Below are 23,304 nucleotides of genomic sequence, written 5' to 3' on the forward strand. Positions count from 1 at the left end.
TCTGTCGGCGCCGTTCACGGGAGCCCCTCTCAGCCGTTCCGGATCCGTTCGGAGCCGACGGCAACAGAAGGTCTAGACCAAGTCCCGCCCCTGGGCCCGTTCCTGCGCGCCGGGGTGGTGCACGTACGCCGGAGAAGCCTGGCGGTCCTCGTAGGTGCGGTGGAAGACCGGGGTGGCCGAGCCGGATATCGGCGGCACGATCCAGGACCAGTCCGCCCCCACGTCCCGGCCCTTGCGCTCCTCGCGCTCCAAGTGGGTCAGGAACCGCCGGGACTCGGTGTGGTGGTCGGCGATGGTGACCCCGGCCCGGTCGAAGGAGTGCAGCACCGCCCGGTTGAGCTCGACCAGCGCCCGGTCCTTCCACAACGAGCGGTCGCTGGAGGTGTCCAGGCCGAGGCGGCGGCCGACGGCCGGGAGGAGGTTGTACCGGTCGGCGTCGGCGAGGTTGCGGGCGCCGATCTCGGTTCCCATGTACCAGCCGTTGAAGGGGGCGGCCGGGTAGTGGACGCCACCGATCTCCAGACACATGTTGGAGATGGCCGGAACGGCGTGCCAGCGCAGGCCCCAGTCGCTCCACCGGTCGCCGTCCGGATGCTCGATCGGCACCTCCAGGACGGCGTCGGCGGGGGTGTCGAACCACCGGGGCTTGTCGTCGACGCCCTGGACCACCAGCGGGAGGAGGTCGAACGGGGTGCCGGCGCCGCCGGACCAGCCGAGCCGGAGGAGGGCCTCGGTCAGCGGCGCGTTGCGGGCGTCGCCGACAGTGACGGAGTGGTGGTCGCCGTAGCCGGCGTACCTGACCAGTTGCTCGCTCCAGATCAGCGGGCCGGGGCGGTCCGGGGCGTCCGGGGTGAAGACGGTGATCGTGGGGCGGACCCGGCCGCCGTTGGTCGCCTCGCGGAGGTGCTCGAAGCACTCGGCGGCGATCTCGTCGGAGTCGGTGAGCCCGCGGCGGTCGCGCACGCGCAGCGAGTTCCAGTAGAGGCGGCCTATGCAGCGGTTGCTGTTGCGCCACGCCACTCGGGCCCCGTGGACGAGCTCCTCCGGAGTGTGCCGGTAGGTGCCGGTCTCCGCGAGCTCGGCCCGTACGGCGGCGAGCCGGGCACGCGGATCACCGGCCTCCGGATTCTCCCGGTGAAAGAGCCGGATGAACTCCTCGGCCGTTTCCCACACCTGAGCGGTAGTGGAACGCTGTTTCAGAATTTCCATTCCGGGCGGTTACCCCCTGTCCGGCCAGATCCACCCTGTACATGCCGGATGAATGTGCAATAAACAATTACCGGTTGTACAGGCCGCAGGTCAGCGGTGGGGGGCGGGAGCGGCCGGAACAACTCCACCGAGTGATCTTCGTGGATCGACCTGCGGCAGAAAGCCGACGGGGCGTAGCATCCGGCGCAGTTCCTGTACGCATGTGACTCCTCTCCGCCCTGGAGCGGCGCCGACGGTCAGGCGGCGGGGATCAGCGGAGCTCTCGGGTCCGTGCGCAGCGGGGCCGCCAGGGCCACGAGGGCGTGTTCGAGGCCGTGCAGGTGCGCGAGGGCCGGTTCCGCCTCGGCCGCCGGGGGTACGAACGGGGCGGCGGTCTCCGGGTTTCCGCGCCGCGGGGCGGTCAGCGCTTCCACGGCCGCCTCCACGCGCCAGCAGGCGGCGGCGAGCCGGGCGTCGTGCGAGGCCTGCGGATCGGCGGCGACGGCCACGAGGCCGCGCACCTCCCGGGCGCAGTCGTCGAGCAGCCGGAGCACCTGGCGGGCCCGGGCCTTGCGGGCGCGCAGCGGGCTCAGCGGGTGGACGAGGGGCGCGAGGGCCATCCGTACGCGGCCCAGCAGCAGTTCGAGCTCGGCGGCGTGCGGGGCCGGATCGGCCTCGGGGTCTCCGGCGAGGCGGTCCAGGGCGGCGGCGGTGGAGGCCCGTACGCAGTGCAGCGCGCGCTGGATCCAGGCGTCGTTGGCGGCATGGGTGGTCACCGGGAGGATGATCACGACGGCGAGCGCGGCGCCGAGCGCGCCGATCGCGGTCTCCTGGAAGCGCAGGAGCAGCAGCCCGGGGTGCAGGACGCCGAGGAGCCCGTAGAGCAGTCCGGCCATGACGGTGACGAAGAACATCATCCAGGAGTACGAGGGGGCCGCGGTGTAGAAGATCCCGAAGACGCAGACGGCGACGAGTGCGGCGGTCGGCGCGGGTGCGCCGTGCAGCGGTACGGCGATCAGCAGCCCGGCGGCGATGCCGAGGACCGTGCCGAGGACGCGGCGGAAGCCCCGTACGAGGGTCTCACCGCGGGATGCGGTGTTGACGAAGATCCACCAGGCGGTGCCGACGGCCCAGTACCAGCGGTCTTCGGAGAGCGCCTGGCCGATGGCGAGGGCGAAGCCGCATGCGGCCGTGGCCTGGAAGGCCTGCCGGGTGGTGGGCCGCGCGAGCCCCGTGCCCGGCAGCCCGGGCGGGGCGGCGGGGGGCGGGGTGCGCCGCTCGATGGGCCAGAGCACGAAGCGCACGGCCCCGACGGCGAGGAGCGCCAGCCCGGCGGCGGCGTACAACTCGGGCAGCTGCCCGGGGGCCGCGTGCAGGAACTGGGTGACGAAGAACATCATGAAGCCGAAGATTCCGAGGGCGTGCCCACGGGGGCCCCAGCGCCGGGCGTAGACGCCTGCGAAGACGACGGCGAGGAAGGCGGCGTCCCGGGCGAGGGGCACGCCGTGCAGGGCGGTGGCGAGGGCCAGTACGGGGAATCCCACGGTCGGCAGCAGCGCCGTGGTGACCACCTGGCGGCGCACGGTGGAGTCGAGCACGGTGAAGAAGGCGAGCAGGGCCGCCAGTCCCCCGGTGATGGAGGCGGTCAGGGAAAGCCCGGCGAGTTCCGCGGTGGCGACGGCGAGGCCGACGCCGATCACGGCACGCAGCGAGTTCCTCAGCCTGAAGCGCCCCGGATCCGGAGCCACGAACATCCTCTTCACGGCGGTGTGCCGACCCCCTTGCAGTGGTGCGCGCCGGCCCGGCGCCGCCCGGGGTGGTGGGCGGCAGACGGGCACGGCGAAGGCGCCGCGCTCCGAACCGGCCTCGTTGCCGCCCGGCGCTGCGCGGCGCCGTAAGTACATGGATACCCCACAGATAAACATGTACGGCCCACTGGCTCAACCGAGCGGCGCGGGACTATGCCATTGGTACAGCGGGGCGGGGTTCGGGTCGGCCGGATGCGGCCAACGGACCATCGCGCGGCACGCCTGTACGGCATAGGCGGATTGCAGCCCCTACCGGGGCAACCTAGACTAAAAATGATCATTCCTCATGGACTCCACATCGACTTCTGATGGATTCCATGGACTCCGACCCCCGGAGTGAGCGGGGTACACCCATGGCCGAGGCCGTACGACAGTCGGACGTGCGGACCGGCGCCCGCCGAGAGAGGCCGGCGCCGTCGAAGTCGAAGGCGAAGGCGCGGGATGCCACGCGTCCCCTGGAGGCCGCGCCCGGGCCGGCTCGGCTGGTGGCGCACGGAGCGGGGAATCGCGCGGTGGGGGCGTATCTGCGGCGCGAGGCGCGGCGTGCCGAGGGCCAGGCGCTCGACCCCTCCCTGCGGGCGGAGATGGAGTCGCACCTCGGCGGCGCGGACCTGTCCGGCGTAAGGCTCCACACCTCCGCCGCGGCGGCGGAGTCGGCGAACGCGCTGCGGGCCAGGGCCTTCACGGTGGGGCAGGACATCGTCTTCGCGTCCGGCGAGTACCACCCCGCCGACCGCGCGGGCCGCGCCCTGATCGCCCACGAGCTGACGCACACGGTCCAGCAGACCCGTGGCGGACCCGGTCCCGCGGGGTCGGACCGCACCGAGCGGACGGCGGCCGAGAGCGCGGCCCGGTTGACTCGCGGCAGCCGCGGGGCGCGGGTCACGGAGGGGTCGGCGGTCGGGGTCGCGCGCCAGCCGGCGGGGGCGCAGACCGCTGCCCAGGCCCCCGAGAAGCAGAAGCCGGATTCGCTCGGCTTCTGGGGCGACCTCCTGATCGATGAGCTCGCCGGTGTGGCCGTGGGGTCGGGCCTCCAGCAGCAGATGCTGAAGGCCGCCGTGATCGGCTTCATCGCGGAGCTGGATCGCCAGGTCCAGGACCCGAAATCCAGAGCCGACATCCAGGCCGGCGCCAAGGAACTGGCCAAACGAGGCAACCAGGAAAAGATGATCGCGGCGTACTACGCCGGTACGGTCGCCGGCGTGGTGAGCCCGGTCACCGATCTGTTGGGCCTCGTGGTCCTGGCGGAACAGCTGCGGGCGTTCACCGAGAAGCTCGTGGTCGGTGCGCTGAAGGGCGAAGGCGACCTGATCGGTGAGGTCACGGGGCTGATCGAGGCGTACGACGCCTTCAAGAAGTCCCTGCTCGACTCGCTGATCGACATCATCAAGAACCACCCGGAGGAACTCTTCTTCTTCGGCCACCTCCAGGCGGTGGCGGTACGCACGGCAGGCGAGGCCGGCCGTACCGGAGCCCGGAAAGTCGTCGCGGCCATCTCCGACAAGGACGAGGGGAAGCCGGCCAAACCGCCTGAGACCGCCTGGCAGATCCTGACCACGGCCACGGAGGCCGAAAAGGCCGGCGGGGCCAGCACTGTCACCTCCATGGCGACCAGGGCGCGGCAGGCGATCTTCCACACGCACCCGGAACGGCTCGGCTACGACGTGGGGGAAGCCGTCGGCGCCGTCGTCGGCAACCTGCTCGTAGCGCTGTTCACCGAGGGGGTCGGGAGCGCCGTCACCAAGATCGCGGGGGAGATCGGACGCGTCGCCCCGATCCTCGCCCGAGGGGCGGAGGCCCTGGCCGAGATCGGGAAGGGCATAGCGGCCGTGGAGAAAGCGGTGGGTGCGCTGATCGAAGGCGCGCTCAGTGCGTCACTCAAGGGCCTGAGCAGGATCTTCAAGCCTTTCCGCGAGCTGATGACGCGCCTGCGGGACTTCCTCACCAAGCTGCTCGGCAAGGCGTCCCAACTGGAGGCGGCGGCGGTACACACCGCGGAGACGGCAGCCCCGAAAGTTGCCCCGAGCCTTGCCCCGAACGTGCGCAAACTCCCTGGTCCGGGCGAGCCGCGGCCGAAGCGGTCGGCGTTGACGAAGAAGCAGCAGGCCGCGCTGGAGAAGAAGGCGGCCCGAGCGCAGCCGGCGGCGCCCCCCGAGCCCCATCCCCAGAGCGGCGCCGTTCCCGTGGCCGAGGAGGTCGGGGAGGTGGTCGAGCCCAAGATCGCGGCAGGTGCGGAGGGCTTCGAACCGGCTCCCGGAGCCGCTCCCCCGACCGCGGCCGCGAAGGCTCCACAGAAAGGATCCCCGCCACTCAAGGCGGTTCCCCCGCCCAAGGGGACCGTAGCGCCGGCGAAGCCGAAGACGCCCAAGGCTGCGCCGCCGCCCAAGAGGACCAAGGCACCCGCAAAGAAGCAGGCCGCCGCCGCGCCGGCTGCCGACGTCGCCAAGAGGGCCAAGGTGAGAGCGACGGAATTCAAGCTCGCCTCGCAGAACGGCCGACTGACCGGACAACTGACCCCTGTGGAACGCTCCCTGATCACGGATCACATCGGCGAGCGTCAGCCACTCATCGACGCGATGAAGAACCGGCTGCGCGAAGACGCGAGAGTGACATGGAAGAAGGCCACCCAGGGGATAGGGAGACAGCCGGGACCGGACTACCAGGTGCATCACATCATCCCCCTGGAATTCGCCCACAGATTCCCTGCCCGGTTCCCCAACGACCCGAGAAATCTCGTGCTGATGAAAACGAACGCACACCGCTGGTGGCACACCATGATCAATGCCAAGAGGGGTCGTCTCTCCCCCAAGGAGTTGCGGCAAATCGAGCTGAGGACCATCCCCTACAACGAGGGGGACGTCTTCATCGTCAACCCGCAGGGCAGGGTCATTCCCGCGAGGTGAGGGGGTCGGGTTCCCTGACGGTCTTCTGAGGCCGGTTCCGGAAACCTGACGCGTTTCTGATCCTGCGGACTCCCGCACGTCGCGCGTCAGCGACGGGTATGGAATCGGCCGATCGCCGTCAACATGCCGTCAGGAGCCCGCGCGGACGCGATGCGAGCGGGCGTGAAGCGGAGGGGCGCCGGGTCCGGAACCGCTCCCGGTCGAGGGCGTCTGAGACTCGCCCTGCGCGTACCAGGGGTGTCCATGGCCTCCGGGCTACGAGGGCTGCGGGGCGGCGTACCGGGCGAGGAAGAGGTCTACGCCCGAGGTGACGACCCGGGAGAGCTCGGCCTCGTCGATCTCGGCCTCCGTCGAGAAGGTGTGCACCAGCTGGAGTACGCCGAGGGTGGCCGCGACGAGCTGTTGCACGGCGAGCGCGGGATCGGGGATGTTCAGCGTCCCGCGCTCGTTGAGCTCGGTGAAGGCCTCGGTCAGCGGGCCGTTGTTCATGTCGTACGTGACCCGGTACCAGAGCTGGCCGAGCTGCGGGAAGCGGTCGATCTCGCCGATGACCAGGCGGCGCAGCGACATGATGTCGGGGCGCAGCACCAGCCTGGTCCAGTCGGTGGTGAAGTTGATCAGCGCCGTCCGCAGGTCCGGGGCCTGGGCGATGGTGGAGCTACAGCACTGGAGGCCGGCGTACGTCTGGGGCAGTACCCCGCCGATGACGGCCAGGAAGAGCCGCTCCTTGTTGCCGAAGTGCTTGTAGATCGTCGCCTTGGAAACCCCGGAGCGGCTGGTGATGGCGTCCATCGAGGCCGCCGAGTAGCCCTCGGTGAGGAATTCCGCGAGGGCCGCGTCGATGATCGCCTGCCGCTTGCGCTGGGCGGAGTCGGAGGGCCCCGGAATGATCGGGATGCCGTACTCGTCCGTGGCGTTCATCGTCTCGGCGTCCATGGGGGGTGTCCTTCGGATCTGCTGCGCTGACGGGGGTCTCTCAGTATATGAACTGAACCGTTCGGTACGTCGCGGCCGAACGCGGGGAGGTCACACCTGGATGCGGCCCATCAGGCCCCGCTGGTAGTCGAGCTGCGCCTGGTGGAGCTCGGCGGTGGTGTTCATGACGAACGGGCCGCCGCGGGCGACGGGCTCGCCGATCGGCTCGCCGGCCAGGACCAGGACCTCGGCCGCCTCCTCCGGGGCCGCCACGCTGAACCGCTCCCCGTCCCGGCCCAGGATCGCGAGGTGGCCGTTCGGGAGCGCGCGGTCGGGGGTGGCCGCCGCACCCGACAGGACGTACAGCATGGCGTTGTGCCCGGCCGGGACGGTGAACTCGGCCCGGCCGCCGGCCGCGAGGCGGGCGTGCACCACGAGGACCGGGGTGTGGGTCGCGAAGGGGCCCGTCACGCCGTGGGTGGAGCCGGTGATCACGGTGAGCTCGGCGCCGTCGCCGGTGGTCACCGTGGGGATGTCGTCGGGCGATCCGTACTGGACCCGCGGCGGCGTGCCCTTGAGGCGGGCCGGCAGGTTCACCCAGATCTGGAGCAGGTGCTGAGGGCCGCCGTCCGCGAGCAGCTCGGGGGTGGGCCGGGCCAGGTGGACGAGACCGGAGCCGGCGGTGAGCCACTGGACCTCGCCGGGGTTCATGACGCGCTTGTGGCCCTCGGAGTCGATGTCCTCCATGGCGCCTTCGATGACGTACTGGATGGTCTCGAATCCGCGGTGCGGGTGGGGCGGAGCGCCCTTGGCCTCGCCGGGGCCGAGCACGTGCGGGCCGACCTGGTCGACCATCAGGAAGGGGTCCACGAAGGGGAGATCGGCCTGCGGGAAGGGGCGGCGGACCGGGAAGCCCTCGCCTTCGAAGGTGTGGAAGGGGCTGACGACGCGGGCGGTGGAACGCGTGCTGACGGCCGGGGCGGTGGCTGCGGTGACGCCCGCTGTGGTGATGTCCATGCGACGACTGAACTGTACCAATCAGTTCACTGTCAAGACTGAACCGTTCAGTTAGGCAAATGGACCACTTGGTTTAGCCGCCAAGTTCGGTGGCGTGTCGGCCAGTTGTCCGGATATCAGCTCATTCGTGCGGAGGACCGCGGGCAGACCTTCGGGATGATTCGCACGCGCGGCGCGTGCAACAGGGTGGGCTGCGACCATCCCTCACCCGAAAGGAACGGTCTTCGTGCGCATGAAGCGATTCGCACCGTTACTCGCCGCCGCCGGACTCGTCGCCACCACCGTCCCCTTGCTGTCAGCCACCCAGGCCTCCGCCGCGCCCGCGGCGGACTACGGCCCGCGGAAGCCCGCTTGGCACCGTTGCGGTCCCGACCAGCCGGCCTCGTACGAGTGCGCGACCATCGAGGTCCCGCTCGACTACAGCCGCCCGCGCGGGCGCACGATCGACCTCGCGATATCCCGGGTGAAGAGCGAGAACCCGGCCAAGCGGCACGGTGTCATGCTGCTCAACCCGGGCGGCCCCGGCGGGTCCGGGCTCGATCTGCCGCTGATGGCGGCCGAGGCGATGCCCAAGGAGGTACGGGACCAGTACGACCTCATCGGCTTCGACCCGCGCGGCGTCGGGGCCAGCAGCCCCGTCAGCTGTGGGCTGACCGACGCCGAGCAGAACATGGACCGGCCCTACAAGGAGGCCACGTTCTCCTCGGACGTGGCGTGGGCGCGCACCGTCGCGGACAAGTGCCGCGAGAAGGCCGGCGACGTGCTGGCGCACATCACCACCCGCAACACGGCGCGCGACATGGACGCGATCCGCGGCGCGCTGGGCGAGCGGAAGATCTCGTACCTGGGCTACTCGTACGGGACCTACCTCGGCGCGGTGTACACGCAGATGTTCCCGAACAGGACCGACCGCTTCGTGCTGGACAGCGGGGTCGATCCGCAGCGGATCTGGCGCGGAATGATCCAGGTGTGGGCGACCGAGGCCGAGCCGGCGTTCAAGCGGTGGACCGAGTGGACCGCCGAGCGCTCGGGCGAGTTCCAGCTCGGCGACACCCCGAAGGCGGTGTCCGAGACGTTCTGGGAGCTGGTGGCGCGCGCCGACAAGGATCCGATCGACTTCGACGGACAGAAGATCACGGGTGACGACATCCGGACCGCGCGGGGGCTGTTCTTCTACCCCGCGCAGGCCGCCCCCGTCGTCAAGGCGCTCAAGGACGCCGCCGACGGCAAGCCCGTCGGGGACTTACCGTCCGCCGCGTCGGCTCTGAAGCGCAACTCCCAGTCCTCCGAGCCGGCTTCGGACAACGGCACCGCCGTCTTCTGGAGCGTGGTGTGCGGGGACACGGGCGCGTGGCCGCGCGATCCGGAGCAGTACCGGCGCGACGCGGTCAAGGACAGGGCCGCGTACCCGCTGTACGGGGACTTCGCCTCGAACATCAAGCCGTGCGCCTTCTGGCAGCGGCCGGTCGAGGCGGCCACACCGATGAAGACGCGGGCGAACGTACTGACCGTGCAGAACGAGTGGGACTCGCAGACCCCGCTGATCAGCGGCCAGGGCCTGCACCGCGCGCTCAAGGGCTCGCGGATGGTGCTGGCGGCGGGCGGTGAGGGCCACGGCGTGTACCTCGCCGACCCCACCTCCTGCGCGAACGCCCCGGTCAACGCGTACCTGACCACGGGCAAGCTGCCGGCCGAGGACGTGACCTGCCGGACGCGGCCGGGTGGCGCCGAGCGGCGCGAGTCGGCGACCTCTCCGAAGCCGCTGCCGCTCCCGACCGTTCCCGGACGGTTCTGAGCGTCTGCCCGCAATCTGACCGCCGTCTGACCGTCTGACCGCCTGACCGCGCCTGCCCGCCTGATCAGCTGACGGCCTGATCAGCTGGACGCCTCCACCGCCGCCTTGATCCGGCGGCCGAAGTCGGGGGCGTCCTTGCGGGCGGCGGACAGCGCCAGCCCGACCAGGAGTTTGCCGAGGCCGTGCCCTTGGAGGGTGTTGAAGAGACGGACGCGGGTGCGGCCCCCCGGCAGGGCGGCGAGATCGTAGCCGCCCTCGGCGGTGACGAGGTTCTTGCTCTGCTCGGTCCAGCGGATCAGGTGGGGCGGATCGAATCCGACGATGCGGAACTCCCGGCCGGTCTTCATCCCGGCGTCCTTGACGGTGCTGCGGAAGACGGTGCCGATCGCCGTCGGGCCGTCCGGGGTCTTGCGGATCTCCTGGACACGGGGGCTGAACTCGGGGTCGTTGCGCCCGTCGGCGAGGTACGCGAAGACCTGCTCGACGGGGCGGTCGATCTCGACGACCGCCTCGAACCCTCCGGACATCACGGCTCCTCGGTGTACTCCCCCACGGCCCCACGATCGCAGACCGGCTCACTCCCCGCGCGCCGGCGGCCGCCCGGCCGCAGTCGTCGCCGCGGGCCGCTGACCGGGGATCCGGCGACGGTCTCCCGTACCGGCCCGGCGCCACCCCCGGCCCCGGCACCGGCCCGGCGAAGTGGGGTCAGCAGCCCGGCGATCGCGATCAGCAGGCACAGCGCCCCGCCCGCGAGGCTGGCCGCGGGGACCCCGTACCGGGCGGCGAGCACCGTGAGGACGGCCGCGCCCGCCGGCCCCGAGGCGTTGTGCACGGTCCAGAAGGCGGAGGTGACCCGCCCGAGCAGAGGTTCCGGGGTCACCTCCTGGCGCAGGGTCATGGAGCACACGCCGCCCAGGGTCATCCCGAACATGAACACGGCGGCCAGCACGGCGATCACCGGCACGCTGCGGCTGACGCCGGTCCCCGCCACCGCCACCCCGATCATCGCGACCGAGCCCAGCCAGCACGCCCCGAAGCCGAAGGTCCGGCGCAGCGGCCCGGCGGCGAAGGCCGCCACGACGGCGCCGAGCCCGCTCACGGCGATCACGTAGCCGAGGGTGGCGGCGTCCCGGTCCAGGTCGTTCTGGACGCGGAAGATCAGCAGGTCGGTGGCGCCCATGGTGACGAAGGTCAGCAGCGTGAGCAGCACGGTCAGGGGCCGCAGCACGGGGTGGGACCACAGGAACCGGAAGCCCACGACGAACATCTCCCGCAGCCTTCCGGCCACGGCCGGACGCCGGGCGGCCCCGGCCGGGGCCGCTTCCGCCGGCGTCCCGGGGGCCGGCTTCACCCGCTCGGCGGCGTGCCGGGTGAAGTCCACCCACCGCAGGCTGGCCGCCGACACCAGGAAGGTCGCCCCGTCCACGGCCAGCGCCCAGTCCGCTCCCACCCCGGTGGTGAGGAACCCGGCCGCCACCGGCCCCAGCAGGGTGCCGAAGGCGAACGTGCTCATCAGCCGCCCGTTGGCGGCGGTGAGGTCCTCGGAGCGGACCAGCTGCGGCACCGCGCTCACGTACGCCACGTCGAACACCGTCTTGAGAGCGGTGACCAGCGCGGTCAGTACGTACAACAGCCACATCCGCGGCCCGGCCTGCCACACGAACGGCACCGCGACCAGCAGCACCCCGCGCACCAGATCGCACCCGACCATGAGCCGGCGGCGGTCGGCGCGGTCCACCACGTATCCGGCGAACAGCCCGGTGCCGATGGCGGTGACTCCCGAGATCACCGTGACGACACCCATCTGGACGATGGATCCGGTGGTGTGGAGGACCAGCAGCGGCAGCGCGAGCCGAACATCCAGGACCGCGACGGCGCCAAGCACCCGCTGCTGTGGACTCGCCTCGACCATCCGGGAGTTCAGAAGATCTGGGCGGATCAGGGCTTCGCCGGCCGCCTGGTGGAGTGGACCCGCACGATCCTCGGCCGTGAGCTGGAGATCGTGCGCAAGGCCCCGGACCAGCGCGGGTTCCAGGTCCAGCCCAAGCGGTGGGCAGTCGAGCGCACCTTCTCGTGGATCACCGCCCACCGCCGCCTCGCCCGCGACTACGAGCAGCAGCCCGCCCGCTCCGAGACCATGATCCGCTGGGCAATGATCGGCATCATGGTCCGCCGACTCACCCGAGGCAAACCAGCCAGGCGACCAGGCCCACTACCCCTCTCACGCACCAACCCGTGAGATCTCAGACTCGGTCTCAGACGCCGCTCGTTGTACGCGACAGAGAAAGAGATGTTCACGCGCGGATGCTAGTTCCCCGCCGTTCATCACGGGTAGGACCGTCCGCGCAATGGGAAATCCGACACTGTCGACCTTGTGGGGTACCAGAACTCTGCACGGCATTAAAGGGGTGGACGCTTGTGCGTCCACCCCTTTAATGCTGTTCGGCTTGGTCAGCTGGTCAGGCGGAACGTGGCGTCGTTGCGCGCGATCGCGGTGGTGATCGGGTCGAGCTTGAGCTGGTAGTCGTTGTGGCGGATGTAGCGGTCGGGGTAGTTGTAGGACTGGAAGGAGCTCCACGTCGAGGACGCCAACCCGGCGACTTGGCGGAACGTGGCGTCGGCCTGGAACTGCGTGGTGCCGTCGTAGGAGGCGAGCACGAAGTCGTAGTTGACGTGCCGCAGGTAGTAGCCGGGGTAGTTGACCGACTCGAACGACACCGCCGAGGAGTCGGCCAGGCCGGGCATGATCCGGAACTGGGAGTCCTGCAGCGGGCTGACGTTCGGGTCGATGCCCACGTCGAAGTTGGCGTGGCGCACGTAGCGGTCCTGGAAGTTGAACGACTGCAGGCGGTTGACCGGCCTCACGCCCCACTTGGCCAGCACGCGGCTCTCCTCGGCGGCGGTCAGGCTCATGATGCCGCCGTGGCGCTTGAGGGTGCTGCCCAGCGCGTAGTCCGACACCGTGCGGAAGTTGTTCGTGCTGCCGAGGTTGGTCGACGTCAGCGGCATGTAGCCGCGGCCGGTTTTGAACTGGTCCAGCCACAGGCCCCATTCGTTGCGGCCGTTGATAGGCATCCACATCGGGCCCTCGACCACGTTGCCGTCGTCCGCCCAATCGTTGGAGATGCCCATGTGGGACAGGTCGCCGATCCGCGTCCACGAGCCGAGGATCGAATTGCTGCCCTCGATGGTGATCTGCCCGTCGGCGGAGGCGCGGTAGTAGCGGAAGCCGCCGACGCTGGTGGGCGACTCCACGATCTGGGTGTCGATGATGCCCTGGCCCGCGCCCCGGTCGATGTAGAGCGTCGGCGCGGTGACCGTCCGGAAGTCGGTGGTCCGGGTGTAGTAGATGCGGTGCTTCTTGACGCCGTCGAGGGTAGCGTTCGTCGCCCAGTAGATGACGTAGTCACCGGTCGCCGGGTCGAAGATCGCCTCCGGTGCCCACGCGTCACCCGCGCCGGAGATCGCGCCGGCCACGTCGAGCAGGCGCGGCGCCGACCAGTTCACCAGGTCCGTGGACTCCCAGACGACGAGCTGGGTGCTGCCCCGGTTGGCCGCGTCGCTCCACGACGTGCCGCTCGCCATGCGCAGGTCGGTGGCGATGATCCAGAACTTGTCGCTGTTGGGCGAGCGGACGATCGCCGGGTCGCGCACCCCGCCGGTGCCCACGGTGGATAGCAGGACCGGAGCGTCGTTGTTCAGGTCGTTCCAGTGCAGGCCGTCGCGGCTGTGGGCGAGGTAGATCTGCTCACCGGTCGTGCTCTCACCGGTGAAGTGCACCATCAGGTAGCCGGTGAACGGGTCCGCTGCGGACGCGCGGTCCACGGCGAACAGGACCTGGGCGCTGATCACCAGGACCATCGCACCCAGCATCGCGCCGATCCGCGACAGTGTTCGTTTCACGGGTTCTTCTCCTCGAATCAGAGGGTGGGGACGATCGGGGTGATGGTGCCGTCGACGTTGAACGTCATGCGGTCGACGGTGACCTCACGGTTGGTGCCGTTGCCACCTGGCACGGCGAACCGGTGGTAGGCGATGTACCAGGTGTCGGTGCCGGCGCCCGCACCACCGAGTGGTGACCGGGGCCCTTGATGCCGAGCTCCAGTTGCTTCTGGAGCACGACACCGCGTTTGGTCCACGGTCCGAGCGGCGACGTGCCGGTCGCGTAGGCGACCTGGTAGTTCTCGTCACGGGTGTCGTTCTCGGACCATCGGTCAGCAGGTGGAGTCGCCCACGCCGTGAACCGCTCGTCTACGCGTCGGCGGACCGCACCACATCGCGATCACCGTGGATCAGGCGGGTCAGCGCTGCAGAGTGAGCAGGCCCGGCCGGTACGGCAGGTTCGCGTACGAGGTGTTCGGCGGTATGTCTTTGAGGAGGCCCTGGTAGAGGAACTGCAGGTTGCAGGGATCGATGGTCATGGTCTGGTCGGGGTTGTCGCGGACCAGATCACCGTGGCTGACGCCCTGGGCCCAGTCGGAACCACTGTTGGCCTGGCCCGCGAAGGGGCTGCTCTCGCTGCCGGCCTGGACGGTCCACGGACCGTTCAGGCTGGAGGCGGTGAACGAGCGGAAGTAGCGGTTCGAACCCTGCGCCTCAACGATCATGAGGTACTGGTTCTGGCCCTTGACCTTGTAGACCTCCGGCGCCTCGAACAGAAGGTTCGTTGTGTCGCTCATGACCGTCGTGTACGACGAGCCGAAGCTGCTGGGGAAGTTCCCGATCGGCATGCTCGCCCGGTAGATCTTGCCGTTGTCACCGGCGAAGAACAGGTACATGTTCTGGTCGTCGGCGATCATGGTCGGGTCGATCGGGCCGCCTTCTTCGCTGGCGGGGAGGCTGCCGGTGAACAGCGGCTGCCGGGCGGACCAGCCGTTGGGGTTGGTGGGGTCGCTGGACGTGCGGTAGTAGAACGGCCACTGACCCCACTGGTCCACCATCACCCAGATGTTCTTGGGCGCGAAGTAGAACAGTTCGGGCGCCACCGCGGTGTCGTTCATCTGGGTCTGGGTGGCCGTCGCCATGTCCGACCAGTTCGTGAAGGGACTGAACCCCGTCGAGCCCCACGACGTTCCGTTGGAGGTGGTCCCGTAGACCAGGTGCTTGCCGTTGTACTTCACGGTGGTGAAGTCCTTCAGCGCGACCTGCCCGTTCGCCGGCTGCGCCAGCGGAGCCGACGAGGTCCACCGGTAGGTCGACGGAAGAGCGCACGTGCCGGTGCCCGCGCCCGTGTCGGCGACGGGGACGAGCTGCCACTGCTGGTTGGCGCCGCCCCAGTCGGCGTACTGGACGATCTTGCCGCCGTCGGCGGTGGAGGCGCTCTGGACCTCGAGGGCCTTGTTGCTGTGGCGGTTCAGGAGGCGGACGTAGCCGTCGGCGGAGTCCGCGAGGCGGAACTGCTGGTTGGTCGCGTTGAGGTCGCTCCACTGGAGGACGTCGGTGCCGTCGGCCGAGGACCAGTTGTAGTTGTCCAGGACCTTGCCGGAGTTACGGTTCTGCAGGCGGTAGTAGCCGCTGCCGGAGTCCAGGAAGCGCCACTGCTGGGCTTCGTTGCCGGTCCGGGTCCACTGGACGACGGGCGAACCGTTGGCGGTGGCGAAGTTGTAGTCGTCCAGCACCTTGCCGCTGTTGCGGTTGACCAGGACGTACCACTTGCCGGTGTCGACCGAAGCCGCCGAGGCCGACGACGGGTTCACCATGGCGAGGAAGCCGGCCACGAAGACCATCGAGAGTAGGGCGGCCATCCGTGACCGCCATCCTCGCCGTGTCGAGGTTCGTGGAGCTGTACCGAGAGCATTCATCTGCACCCTCCTGGGGGCGACTTGAGCAGGGGTCGGTCCTTCTCGGTGCGTGCGGACCGGGCACGGCACGTCCGAGGCGGCGGCAAGACGTGACCCCTGCGGGATGGGGAGCACCGGGTCTCCGGCGTGTTGTTAGCGCTAACAACTTGAAAGTCGAACATCCGGCGTGTTGCAGGAGAAGACCATGGGACATGAGAGGCCGTCAAGTACCCGCGTCGCAACCTGCCCGTTACTGAGGCGTCATCAAAATCTCGCCCTGTCAGAGTCGTTGACGGGAACTGACGTGAGCGCTCACACTCCTCGGCGCGGGCCGACAGTTGGCTTGACTCTGTCGGTGATCTTGATAGTCGCAGTCGGGTTGCCGAGGGTTCGCCAGGACCGCGACCGGGGGATCGCCTGCTGGTCCAGGAAGGTCTGGAAGGCGGTCGGTTGTCTCGATGTGGAGGTTTCCTCGGCCACTGTTCGACAGCTGAGTCGTTCGATGTTGACGGCGATAGCCGTGAGTACGTGTTGCAGGTGGGCTTTTGGGCTGTCCTCGGTAGCGGGAGCGACGCATGCCGTGTCCGTGAGCGAACTCATTGATGGCGCCCTCCACTCTGGAGCGGATCGCGTAGCGGGCCTTCCCGCGAGCGCGGCGGGTACTCGTCCGGTGCGCACCGGGCGGCCCGAGACGGTGATGGTCCCCGGCCTGCGGGCGGTGCAGGCCGGCGAGTGTCTCGCCGAGCTGGACGTTGCCGCTGACGGCCGCTCCCGCCAGGCCGACGACCTCGCCGGGCCGGGCGGTCAGTGCGAAGTCCAGACAGGCACCAGCCAGGCTGAGCCCGGAGACCTCCAACAGGGCGGCTCTGTCCGCATTCTGACGACCTGTCAATCACAGGGGCCGGGTTCGGAACCCCGGGCGCTCTTGCCGGTCATCGCCTCCACCAGGGCCTGCTGGTCGAGTTCGGCGACCGGGGCGGTGACGATGTGCCGGGCGTCCCGGTAGACGATGACGGTGGTGCAGAGGTCGTATACCTCCTGCAGGTGGTGCGAGATGAACAGGAATGCGACGCCCTGGCGCTGGAGTGCGCGCAGCTTGTCGAAGAGCCGCTCGATGCCCCGCGCGTCGAGCTTGGCGGTCGGCTCGTCGAGGATGATGAACCGGGCGCCGAGGACAGCGCCCGGGCGATCTCGACGAACTGGCGCTGTTCGACGCTCGGTTCACCGGCGCATGCGATCGGGGCGACATCCACGCCGTACTCCGGAGCAGCCCGGCCGCGCGGTGGCGCAGCTGCTTCCAGCTGATCGGGCGCAGCGTGGCGTCGCTCTGCCGGTTCAGGAACAGGTTCTTACCTTGTCGTCTAACGTCCCGAGTCCCGAACTGCGCCGCACGGCCATCATGCGCCGGCTCATCTCCTACTCCCTGGTCATCGGACACCATGACGCCAGGCTCACCCCGCAGCAGGCCGTCGCCCTGATCCGACGTTCCATCAGAGCCATCTGACGAACGGCATGGCATACCGACCGACGCCCCTCGCCCCCGCCTAGCCCCATAGCGGCCGTCAGCGGCAACGTCCAGCTCGGCGAGACACTCGCCGGCCTGCACCGCCCGCAGGCCGGGGACCATCACCGTCTCGGGCCGCCCGGTGCGCACCGGACGAGTACCCGCCGCGCTCGCGGGAAGGCCCGCTACGCGATCCGCTCCGGAGTGGAGGGCGCCATCAATGAGTTCGCTCACGGACACGGCATGCGTCGCTCCCGCTACCGAGGACAGCCCAAAGCCCACCTGCAACACGTACTCACGGCTATCGCCGTCAACATCGAACGACTCAGCTGTCGAACAGTGGCCGAGGAAACCTCCACATCGAGACAACCGACCGCCTTCCAGACCTTCCTGGACCAGCAGGCGATCCCCCGGTCGCGGTCCTGGCGAACCCTCGGCAACCCGACTGCGACTATCAAGATCACCGACAGAGTCAAGCCAACTGTCGGCCCGCGCCGAGGAGTGTGAGCGCTCACGTCAGTTCCCGTCAACGACTCTGACAGGGCGAGATTTTGATGACGCCTCAGTAACGGGCAGGTTGCGGCACGGTACTTGACGACCTCTCATGTGCCGTGGTCTTCTCCTGCAACACGCCGGATGTTCGACTTCATGTTGTTAGCGCTAACAACCCGCCGGAGACCCGGCATCCCCACCCCGCAGGGGTCACGTCTTGCCGCCGCCCCGGACAAACAGTCCGTTCGCGCAGGTCAGCGCACCAATCCAGATGACCAACCGCCCCGATGCGGGACACGGTCACCGGCCCGGACGACCGAAAGGCAGCACAATGGCCGACACCACCAACTCCCGTGCAGGCGGCGGCCGCCCGCCCGGCATCCGAGTAGGCGAAGACGGTCTGACGGAGCGCCAGCGCTCGGCGGCTCCGTCCGCATCGCACGGTTCGCACTGACCACACCCCGAGCACAGCAACGTCCCTCCCCCGCATCTGACCAGCTGCTCAGTCCCCGACCCGCAACACCAGGAAGGACCGCACCATGGCCAGTACCGCCGTCCACAGGCCAACGGCTCACCCGACCGCAGTGAGATCACCCGCCACCGGTACGAGCCTCGCCCGGGCAACCTGGGTGCTGATCCTCACATTGGCGTTCGCCGTCCTTCCCACCGCGGTGCATCCCACAGCGGCCAGGGCCGACAACCCGATCGTGCAGCACGTCTACACCGCCGACCCTGCCCCACTGGTCCACAACGGGCGGGTCTACCTCTACACCGGGCACGACGAGGACGGCTCCACCTCCTCCTTCGTGATGAAGGACTGGCGGGTGTGGTCCTCCGCCGACATGGTCAACTGGACCGACCACGGCTCACCGCTCAGCCTGAACACCTTCAGCTGGGCGGCCGCCAACGCGTGGGCGGGCCAGGCCGTCGAACGGGACGGCAAGTTCTACTGGTACGTGCCGGTGTCGGTCCGGGCGACCGGCCAATTCGCCATCGGCGTGGCGGTGTCGGACAGCCCCACCGGCCCGTTCCGGGACGCCCTCGGCCACCCGCTGGTGGAGAACAGTGAGATCGACCCGACCGTCTTCATCGACGACGACGGCCAGGCCTACCTGTACTGGGGCAACCCGAACCTTTGGTACGTCAAGCTGAACGCGGACATGACGTCCTACGCAGGCAGCCCCGTCAGAATTCCGCTCACCACCGAGGGCTTCGGGTCCCGCACCGACAACCCCGACCGTCCCACGCTGTACGAAGAAGCACCATGGGTCTACAAGCGGAACGGCCTGTACTACATGGTGTATGCGGCCAAGTGCTGCGCGGAGTTCATCGCCTACTCCACGGCACCCAGCCCGACCGGACCGTGGACCTACCGCGGAACAGTCATGCCCGCCCAGGGCAACAGCTTCACCAACCACGCGGGCATCGTGGACTTTCAGGGCAACTCGTATTTCTTCTATCACAACGGCGCCCTCCCGGGCGGCGGCGGCTTCACCCGCTCGGTCGCGGTGGAGAAATTCAGCTACAACGCCGACGGCACCATTCCAACGATCAATATGACGACGGCCGGGGCGCCACAGGCCGGCACGCTCGATCCTTATGTCCGCCAGGAAGCCGAGACCATCGCGTGGGGCAGCGGCATCGAAACCGAACCCTCCAGCGAGGGCGGGATGAACACCAGCTGGATCGAAAACGGCGATTACATCAAGGTCAAGGGCGTAGCATTCGGCACCGGTGCCAGCTCGTTCACCGCCAGGGTGGCCTCAAACACCAGCGGCGGCCGAGTTGAGCTGCACCTGGACAGTGCTACTGGGCCGACGGTCGGGACATGCACGGTGTCGGGCACCGGAGGCTGGCAGACCTGGAGCACGGTCTCGTGCCCTGTTACCGGTGCGACCGGGACCCACGATCTGTACCTGCGCTTCGCCGGTGGCAGCGGGTACCTGTTCAATATGAGCTGGTGGCAGTTCACCACCGGCCAGTCCACCTTCTCGTCAACCGCCGTCGCCCAGCACAGCGGGCACTGCCTGGACGACCCCAACCAGAGCACAACCGACAGCACTCAGTACCGGCAGTACACCTGCGGCGCCGGTGAGGAACAGCGGTTCGACTTCCGTCCGGTGCAAGGGGTGGCGGACACCTACTCCCTGGTGAACCGCCACAGCGGCAAGTGCCTCGACATCCGCGGTGTCTCCACCGCCGACGGTGAGGCGGTCCACCAGTGGACCTGCCACGGCGGCACGAACCAGCAGTTCACGCTGCGGCATGTCGCCACCAACGACTACCAGCTCGTCGCGGTGCACAGCGGCAAGTGCGTGGACGTCAGCGGGATCTCCACCGCCGTCGGAGCATTGGTCCACCAGTGGACCTGTGACTCCGCCAGTGCCCTGGCCACCAAGAAGAACCAGGTCTGGCGCCTGACCGGCAAGAGCTGAACCAACACAGGGTCGGGCCCGGGCCGGCAACCCGGTGCCCGACCCTGTCCAGGGCCTTTGCGCGACGGCTTCATCTCGCCGCCCGGCCTGGGTCAGCCCTCGGTCCCCTTGCTCGTTCCGATGCGGAGCATTCGCTTCCCCTTGGTGGCCTCTTGCAGACAGAAATGACAAACACTCTGGCTGCTCCTGCACATGCTGAGGGGCACTCAGATCACCCCCTGCACGGCTGTCCTCGGAAATGTTAACGCTAACACTTCGGCTCTCTGTCCCCCACGCGTGAGGAAGCTGATCTCGCATGTCCTGGCTCCAACACCCCCACAGCCGCCGGAAGGTCATGGCGGCCACCGTCGGCCTGGTCGCGGGCGCCACGTTGCCGGCGATAGGCGCGATGCGCGCGGCGGCGGCCACGACGGCCCAGCAGGAGCAGTTCACCAACCCGGTGATCTGGCAGGACTTCGCCGACCTCGAGGTCATCCGCGTCGGCGACGCGTACTACTACACCGGCTCGACCATGCACTACTCGCCGGGCGCGCCCGTCCTGCGCTCCTACGACCTGGTCAACTGGGAGTTCATCGGCCACTCGGTGCCGGTCCTCGACTTCGGCGACGCGTACGACCTCAACGGCGGACGGGCGTACGTCGGGGGCATCTGGGCGTCCTCGATGCGCTACCGCCCCAGCGACAAGACCTTCTACTGGCTGGGCCAGATCGGCTGGCAGCGGTCGTACGTATACAGCGCCACCGATGCGGCGGGCCCCTGGACCCGGCACGCCGAGATCGGCAGCATCTACTACGACGCGGGGCTGCTCTTCGACGACGACGGCACCCCGTACGTGGCGTACGGCGCCAACGAGATCCGCGTCGCGCAGCTCTCCCCGGACATGCGCACCGAGGTCAGGTCCGAGCACGTGCTCACCAAGCCCGCCGAGTTCGGCCTGATGGAGGGCTCCCGCTTCTACAAGATCAACGGGAACTACTACATCTTCGTCACCCGCCCGGCCGACGGCACCGCCGGGCAGTACATCTGGAAGTCCACCTCAGGCCCCTTCGGCCCGTACGAGATGCGGGAGGTGCTGTGGGACCTGTCCCGCCCGATCCCCGGCGGCGGCGTGCCGCACCAGGGTGCGCTGGTCGACACCCCGAACGGCGACTGGTACTACATGGGCTTCATCGACGCCTATCCCGGCGGCCGCGTCCCCGCCCTGGCCCCGGTCACCTGGAACGCCGAGGGCTGGCCCGAGCTCCAGACCGTCGACGGCGCGTGGGGCAAGACATACCCCTACCCGGTCACCCCGCACCCGCTCCCGCCGATGACCGGCGCCGACACCTTCGAGGGGACGGCGCTGGCGCCGTACTGGGAGTGGAACCACAACCCCGACACCGCCGCGTTCACCGTCGACAACGGGCTCACCCTCAGGACCGCCACCGTCACCAACGACCTCTACAACGCCCGTAACACCCTCACCCGCCGTATCCAGGGCCCCGCCTCCACCGCGACCGTCGTGCTCGACTGCTCCGGGATGGCGGACGGCGACCGGGCCGGGCTGGCGATGCTGCGCGACTCCTCCGCCTGGATCGGCGTCACGCGGCAGAACGGCGTCAGCAGGCTGGTGATGTTCGACGGCCTGACCATGGACGCCAGCTGGAACACCAGCAGCACCGGCACCGAGCAGGCCCGCGCCGACCTCCCCGCCTCCGGCAGCCGCGTCTGGCTGCGCGCCACCGCCGACATCAGCCCGGGGCCGGGCCGCCAGGCGACGTTCTCCTACAGCACCGACGGCACCACCTTCACCCCGCTCGGCCCGGCCTTCACCATGAGCCGCGCGTGGGAGTTCTTCATGGGCTACCGCTTCGCCGTCTTCAACCACGCCACCAAGGCCCTCGGCGGCAAAGTGCGGGTGGAACGCTTCGAGTTGAGCGCGTGCGCGCCGGCGGCGCAACCGGGCCCTGTGGACACGAACGCCTGGTACGTCATGGTCAACCGCAACAGCGGCAAGGCACTGGACGTGGCGGGCGCGAGCTCCGCGGACGGCGCCGCGCTCACGCAGTGGGCCCGGTACGACGGGACCAACCAGCAGTTCCAGTTCGTGGACTCCGGAGGCGGCTACTACCGGTTGAAGGCGAGGCACTCCGGCAAGCTGCTGGACGTCTCCGGCTGGTCGACGGCCGACAACGCCGCCATCAACCAGTGGAGCGACCACGGTGGCGTGAACCAGCAGTTCCGGTTGGCGGACTCACCGGACGGATACGTCCGGTTGATCAACCGCAACAGCGGGAAGGCCGTCGAGGTACCGGGCTTCTCCTCCGCCGACGGGACCGGCATCGTCCAGTACTCGGACTGGGGCGGCGTGAACCAGCAGTGGAAGCTCGTCCGCGTCGGCTTCACGGGCTCCTGCTGACACCAGTATCCGGTTCAAGCCCACCGAAACTCCCCCTGCCCGCTGGGCAAGGGGAGTTTCGGTCTGCGCGCCCCCTAGGTCGCACGGCCGACAGCGAGGTCCGAAAAATCTTGGACCGGACGGCAACCTTTTCTGAGACCGCGTCTGAGATCTCACGGGTTGGTGCGTGAGAGGGGTAGTGGGCCTGGTCGCCTGGCTGGTTTGCCTCGGGTGAGTCGGCGGACCATGATGCCGATCATTGCCCAGCGGATCATGGTCTCGGAGCGGGCGGGCTGCTGCTCGTAGTCGCGGGCGAGGCGGCGGTGGGCGGTGATCCACGAGAAGGCGCGCTCGACTGCCCACCGCTTGGGCTGGACCTGGAACCCGCGCTGGTCCGGGGCCTTGCGCACGATCTCCAGCTCACGGCCGAGGATCGTGCGGGTCCACTCCACCAGGCGGCCGGCGAAGCCCTGATCCGCCCAGATCTTCTGAACTCCCGGATGGTCGAGGCGAGTCCACAGCAGCGGGTGCTTGGCGCCGTCGCGGTCCTGGATGTTCGCGGCGACCACGTGCACGGCCAGGAGCAGACCGAGGGTGTCGGTGACGATGAACCGCTTACGGCCCTTGACCTTCTTTCCCGCGTCGAAGCCTCTGGTAGTGACCGGGACGGTGTCGGCCGTACGCACGGACTGCGAGTCGATCAGCCCGGCGCTCGGCTCGGCATTCCTGCCGTCGGCCTCGCGGACCAGGCCGCGCAGGGCGTCGTGGATCCGCTCGACAGTGCCGTCGTCGTGCCACCACGTGAAGTACCAGTACACCGTCGGCCACGGCGGGAAGTCCTTCGGCAACTGCCGCCAGGCACAGCCGGTCCGCACCACGTAGAAGATCGCGTCCACGACCCTCCGACGTGGGTGCTTCTCCCGCCGCCCACCCTTCGGACCCACCCGCGCCGGCGGTAGCAACGGCTCCACCAGCACCCACTGACCATCCGTCAAGTCCGACGGATACCCGCCCCCAGAACCACTCACACAAGCCCCAGCGACCCCACCAGCCAAGGGACACCGCAGATCTCAAACGCGGTCTGACGACC

The 23,304-nt window shown here is 69.1% G+C and carries 16 protein-coding genes and 3 pseudogenes; 8 read left to right on the plus strand and 11 right to left on the minus strand.

Going from position 1 to position 23,304, the window contains the following annotated elements; all coding sequences use genetic code 11:
* Positions 1-72: 72 nt before the first annotated feature.
* Together MTF65_RS05960 and MTF65_RS05965 are read right to left on the minus strand one after the other, a co-directional pair.
* Positions 73-1,209, minus strand: coding sequence for a nitric oxide synthase oxygenase (locus tag MTF65_RS05960; RefSeq protein WP_243627122.1), 1,137 nt, complete (start codon positions 1,207-1,209; stop codon positions 73-75).
* A gap of 236 nt (positions 1,210-1,445) precedes the next feature.
* Complete coding sequence (locus MTF65_RS05965) at positions 1,446-2,942, minus strand: FUSC family protein (protein ID WP_243627345.1); 1,497 nt, start codon at positions 2,940-2,942, stop codon at positions 1,446-1,448.
* 371 nt (positions 2,943-3,313) lie between these two features.
* On the opposite strand from MTF65_RS05965, the gene MTF65_RS05970 reads away from it, so the two are divergent.
* Positions 3,314-5,899 carry a DUF4157 domain-containing protein gene (locus tag MTF65_RS05970; RefSeq protein ID WP_243627123.1) on the plus strand — a complete coding sequence of 862 codons (2,586 nt, stop codon included), beginning with the start codon at positions 3,314-3,316 and terminating at the stop codon, positions 5,897-5,899.
* A 255-nt stretch (positions 5,900-6,154) separates the two neighbouring features.
* On the opposite strand, the gene MTF65_RS05975 is transcribed toward MTF65_RS05970, so the two are convergent.
* Both MTF65_RS05975 and MTF65_RS05980 read right to left on the minus strand, forming a co-directional pair.
* Positions 6,155-6,835, minus strand: a complete 681-nt coding sequence (locus tag MTF65_RS05975) for a TetR/AcrR family transcriptional regulator (RefSeq protein ID WP_243627124.1) — start codon at positions 6,833-6,835, stop codon at positions 6,155-6,157.
* A gap of 90 nt (positions 6,836-6,925) precedes the next feature.
* On the minus strand, positions 6,926-7,831 hold the full coding sequence (locus MTF65_RS05980; RefSeq protein WP_243627125.1) for a pirin family protein: 906 nt from the start codon (positions 7,829-7,831) through the stop codon (positions 6,926-6,928).
* A gap of 232 nt (positions 7,832-8,063) precedes the next feature.
* Between MTF65_RS05980 and MTF65_RS05985 the strand changes: the two genes are divergently transcribed.
* Positions 8,064-9,626, plus strand: a complete 1,563-nt coding sequence (locus MTF65_RS05985) for an alpha/beta hydrolase (RefSeq protein ID WP_243627126.1) — start codon at positions 8,064-8,066, stop codon at positions 9,624-9,626.
* 80 nt (positions 9,627-9,706) lie between these two features.
* Here MTF65_RS05985 and MTF65_RS05990 read toward each other — a convergent pair whose 3' ends face one another.
* Together MTF65_RS05990 and MTF65_RS05995 are read right to left on the minus strand one after the other, a co-directional pair.
* On the minus strand, positions 9,707-10,153 hold the full coding sequence (locus tag MTF65_RS05990; protein WP_243627127.1) for an SRPBCC family protein: 447 nt from the start codon (positions 10,151-10,153) through the stop codon (positions 9,707-9,709).
* Complete coding sequence (locus MTF65_RS05995) at positions 10,153-11,430, minus strand: MFS transporter (protein ID WP_243627128.1); 1,278 nt, start codon at positions 11,428-11,430, stop codon at positions 10,153-10,155. The genes MTF65_RS05990 and MTF65_RS05995 overlap by 1 nt, the downstream gene beginning before the upstream one ends.
* Positions 11,431-11,451: 21 nt before the next feature.
* On the opposite strand from MTF65_RS05995, the gene MTF65_RS30450 reads away from it, so the two are divergent.
* Complete coding sequence (locus MTF65_RS30450) at positions 11,452-11,865, plus strand: transposase (protein WP_243627129.1); 414 nt, start codon at positions 11,452-11,454, stop codon at positions 11,863-11,865.
* Positions 11,866-12,077: 212 nt separating this feature from the next.
* Here the strand turns inward: MTF65_RS30450 and MTF65_RS06005 are convergent, their stop codons facing one another.
* The 4 genes and pseudogenes from MTF65_RS06005 to MTF65_RS30670 form a co-directional block, all read right to left on the minus strand.
* Complete coding sequence (locus tag MTF65_RS06005; RefSeq protein ID WP_243627130.1) at positions 12,078-13,529, minus strand: glycoside hydrolase family 43 protein; 1,452 nt, start codon at positions 13,527-13,529, stop codon at positions 12,078-12,080.
* Between the two features lie 17 nt (positions 13,530-13,546).
* Positions 13,547-13,836 (minus strand): annotated as a pseudogene (locus tag MTF65_RS06010) (family 43 glycosylhydrolase); the annotation flags it as partial.
* Positions 13,837-13,927: 91 nt separating this feature from the next.
* Entirely contained in the window at positions 13,928-15,370 is a 1,443-nt protein-coding gene (locus MTF65_RS06015; protein WP_374207163.1) for a non-reducing end alpha-L-arabinofuranosidase family hydrolase, read from the minus strand.
* Positions 15,371-16,051: 681 nt separating this feature from the next.
* A pseudogene (locus tag MTF65_RS30670) lies at positions 16,052-16,751 on the minus strand (sugar ABC transporter ATP-binding protein); the annotation flags it as partial.
* 9 nt (positions 16,752-16,760) lie between these two features.
* On the opposite strand from MTF65_RS30670, the gene MTF65_RS06025 reads away from it, so the two are divergent.
* The 5 genes and pseudogenes from MTF65_RS06025 to MTF65_RS06045 all read left to right on the plus strand — a co-directional run bounded on the left by MTF65_RS06025 (position 16,761) and on the right by MTF65_RS06045 (position 22,235).
* Positions 16,761-16,910 carry a hypothetical protein gene (locus MTF65_RS06025; protein WP_243627132.1) on the plus strand — a complete coding sequence of 50 codons (150 nt, stop codon included), beginning with the start codon at positions 16,761-16,763 and terminating at the stop codon, positions 16,908-16,910.
* 204 nt (positions 16,911-17,114) lie between these two features.
* A complete protein-coding gene (locus MTF65_RS06030; protein WP_243627133.1) occupies positions 17,115-17,417 on the plus strand; it encodes a transposase in 303 nt (100 codons plus the stop codon).
* A gap of 569 nt (positions 17,418-17,986) precedes the next feature.
* Positions 17,987-19,837 carry a family 43 glycosylhydrolase gene (locus tag MTF65_RS06035; protein ID WP_243627134.1) on the plus strand — a complete coding sequence of 617 codons (1,851 nt, stop codon included), beginning with the start codon at positions 17,987-17,989 and terminating at the stop codon, positions 19,835-19,837.
* Between the two features lie 295 nt (positions 19,838-20,132).
* A pseudogene (locus tag MTF65_RS06040) lies at positions 20,133-21,761 on the plus strand (glycoside hydrolase 43 family protein); the annotation flags it as partial.
* 24 nt (positions 21,762-21,785) lie between these two features.
* Complete coding sequence (locus MTF65_RS06045) at positions 21,786-22,235, plus strand: RICIN domain-containing protein (protein ID WP_308407119.1); 450 nt, start codon at positions 21,786-21,788, stop codon at positions 22,233-22,235.
* Between the two features lie 152 nt (positions 22,236-22,387).
* Here the strand turns inward: MTF65_RS06045 and MTF65_RS06050 are convergent, their stop codons facing one another.
* Positions 22,388-23,242: an IS5 family transposase gene (locus MTF65_RS06050; RefSeq protein WP_243627135.1), complete on the minus strand. Its 855-nt coding sequence runs from the start codon at positions 23,240-23,242 to the stop codon at positions 22,388-22,390.
* Between the last annotated feature and the right edge of the window lie 62 nt (positions 23,243-23,304).

Source organism: Streptomyces sp. APSN-46.1, assembly GCF_022815725.1.
GTDB lineage: Bacteria > Actinomycetota > Actinomycetes > Streptomycetales > Streptomycetaceae > Streptomyces.

Bases quoted from the DNA above. Each gene is read 5' to 3' on its own strand.
- MTF65_RS05980 (WP_243627125.1), bottom strand. From the start codon at position 7,831: ATGGACATCACCACAGCGGGCGTCACCGCAGCCACCGCCCCGGCCGTC.
- MTF65_RS05970 (WP_243627123.1), top strand. From the start codon at position 3,314: ATGGACTCCGACCCCCGGAGTGAGCGGGGTACACCCATGGCCGAGGCC.
- MTF65_RS05985 (WP_243627126.1), top strand. From the start codon at position 8,064: ATGAAGCGATTCGCACCGTTACTCGCCGCCGCCGGACTCGTCGCCACC.
- MTF65_RS06015 (WP_374207163.1), bottom strand. From the start codon at position 15,370: ATGGCCGCCCTACTCTCGATGGTCTTCGTGGCCGGCTTCCTCGCCATG.
- MTF65_RS05960 (WP_243627122.1), bottom strand. From the start codon at position 1,209: ATGGAAATTCTGAAACAGCGTTCCACTACCGCTCAGGTGTGGGAAACG.
- MTF65_RS05995 (WP_243627128.1), bottom strand. From the start codon at position 11,430: ATGGGTGTCGTCACGGTGATCTCGGGAGTCACCGCCATCGGCACCGGG.
- MTF65_RS05975 (WP_243627124.1), bottom strand. From the start codon at position 6,835: ATGGACGCCGAGACGATGAACGCCACGGACGAGTACGGCATCCCGATC.
- MTF65_RS05965 (WP_243627345.1), bottom strand. From the start codon at position 2,942: ATGTTCGTGGCTCCGGATCCGGGGCGCTTCAGGCTGAGGAACTCGCTG.
- MTF65_RS05990 (WP_243627127.1), bottom strand. From the start codon at position 10,153: ATGTCCGGAGGGTTCGAGGCGGTCGTCGAGATCGACCGCCCCGTCGAG.